General features: G+C 55.6%; 1 protein-coding gene. It reads left to right on the top strand.

Annotation, left to right across the window (positions count from 1 at the left end; all coding sequences use genetic code 11):
• Positions 1-204 precede the first annotated feature (204 nt).
• Positions 205-1899: a phospho-sugar mutase gene (locus DW850_RS09985; RefSeq protein ID WP_117786965.1), complete on the top strand. Its 1695-nt coding sequence runs from the start codon at positions 205-207 to the stop codon at positions 1897-1899.
• Positions 1900-1975 lie beyond the last annotated feature (76 nt).

Genomic DNA, 1975 nt, shown 5'->3' with positions numbered 1-1975 from the left:
GCCTCGCGGCCTCCCCCTTTTTTGCGTTTACTGGCAACATTCCTTATGCAATTAAATCAATTTAATCATCCACCGCTGAATATAGACGTTCACCGTTCTTTGGTCGGTTCTCTGTTCTCAATGGACTAATATTTGCTTTAGCGCACTGCTGCGCTTGTCCTGTTTTACACGGGTCGTTTTATTGATTGTGACGGAAGGACTCACATGGCAGATGTTCATGAGCTGCTTGATACTTGGATTGCCAATGTCAAGGACGAGGAGCTCCTCGCTGAGCTTAACACGATGAAGGAGCAGGGTGATGAGGACGCCATCACCGACGCTTTCTTCCAGGATCTTGCCTTCGGTACTGCCGGCCTTCGTGGCACTATCGGTGCAGGCACTAACCGTATGAATATCTATACGGTCGGTCGTGCGACCCAGGGATTCGCTGACTACCTCAATGCGACCTTCGAGCATCCGACGGTCGCCATCGCTCGCGATAGCCGCAATAAAGGTGAGCTGTTCGTTAAGACGACGGCTGCCATTCTTGCAGCAAACGGCGTGACTGCCCTCGTTTATCCCAAGATTTCTCCCGTGCCGACGCTCTCCTGGGCCGTCCGCGACCTTAAGTGCTCCGGTGGCATTTGCATGACCGCTAGCCATAACCCGGCGCCGTATAACGGCTATAAGGCCTATGGCCCCGACGGCTGCCAGATCACCAGCGAGGCTGCCGATGCAATTTCTAAGGCTATCGCCGAGACCGATACGTTCACCGGTGTGAAGTCCATGGACTTCGATGAGGCTCTTGAGCAGCGCCTGGTCAAATGGATCGATGACTCGTGCCTCGAGCGTTATTACGACGCCGTTCTCGCTCGCGGCGTTACGAATCTTTCTGCCGAGGAGATTGCCGGCGCACCGCTCAAGCTTGTCTATACGCCGCTGAATGGTACCGGCCTCATTCCTGTCACGACGGTGCTCGAGCGCGCTGGCATCACCGATGTCACGGTTGTTCCCGAGCAGAAGGAGCCTAACGGCGATTTCCCGACCTGCCCGTATCCTAACCCCGAGATCCGTCAGGCCATGCAGAAGGGCATCGATCTCTGCGAGCAGGTTCACCCTGATTTGCTGCTTGCAACTGATCCCGACGCCGACCGTGTTGGCGTTGCCGTTAAGAATGGCGATGACTATCTGCTGCTGACCGGCAATGAGATGGGCGTTCTGCTGCTCGACTATATCTGCAAGACCCGTGCTGCCCGCGGTGAGGACCTCACTAAGAAGGTTGCCGTTACTACTATCGTTTCTTCCGCCATGGTTGACGCTCTGGCCGACGAGTACGGTTTTGAGCTCCGCCGCTGCCTGACGGGCTTCAAGTACATCGGCGACATCATTACTTCTCTTTCCGATGCTGGCGAGGTCGATCGCTTTATCTTCGGTTTTGAGGAGAGCTACGGCTATCTGGCCGGTGACCACGTGCGCGACAAGGACGCCGTGAGCACTTCGCTTCTGATTTGCCAGATGGCGCAGTATTACAAGCTCAAGGGCAAGAACCTTGCCGATGCGATGCACGAGCTTTACGAGAAGTATGGCTACTATCACAACAAGACGATTTCGCTGAGCTATCCGGGCGCTGAGGGTGCGGCAAAGATGGCCGGCATCATGGCTGGTCTGCGTGAGAACCCGCCCGCGGAGCTCGCCGGTTCCAAGATTGAGGCTGTCGTGGATTACAACACCTGCGTGAACGGCCTGCCGAAGGCTAACGTCATTGAGTTCGATCTTGAGGGTGGCAACAAGGGTATTGTTCGTCCTTCCGGCACCGAGCCCAAGATTAAGCTGTACATCTTCGCTAAGGGCACGGATGCCGCCGAGGCTGATGCAGCACTTGACGCGATTGAGGAGTCCGGTCGCAAGCTGTTGGCCTAAGGCTTTGAAAGCCTATTTCTATAGTTAGACGGAGGAGGGGATCTCGGATGAACTGCACCCCAAAACTTGGACGGCT

It is taken from the genome of Collinsella sp. AM36-4AA (assembly GCF_003467795.1).
Classification (GTDB): domain Bacteria; phylum Actinomycetota; class Coriobacteriia; order Coriobacteriales; family Coriobacteriaceae; genus Collinsella.
The sequence above is the reverse complement of the archived record's forward strand: the minus strand, read 5'-3'. Positions and strand labels throughout refer to the sequence as shown.

Excerpts from the sequence above, each read along its gene's own strand:
- DW850_RS09985 (WP_117786965.1), top strand. The coding sequence starts at position 205 with ATGGCAGATGTTCATGAGCTGCTTGATACTTGGATTGCCAATGTCAAG.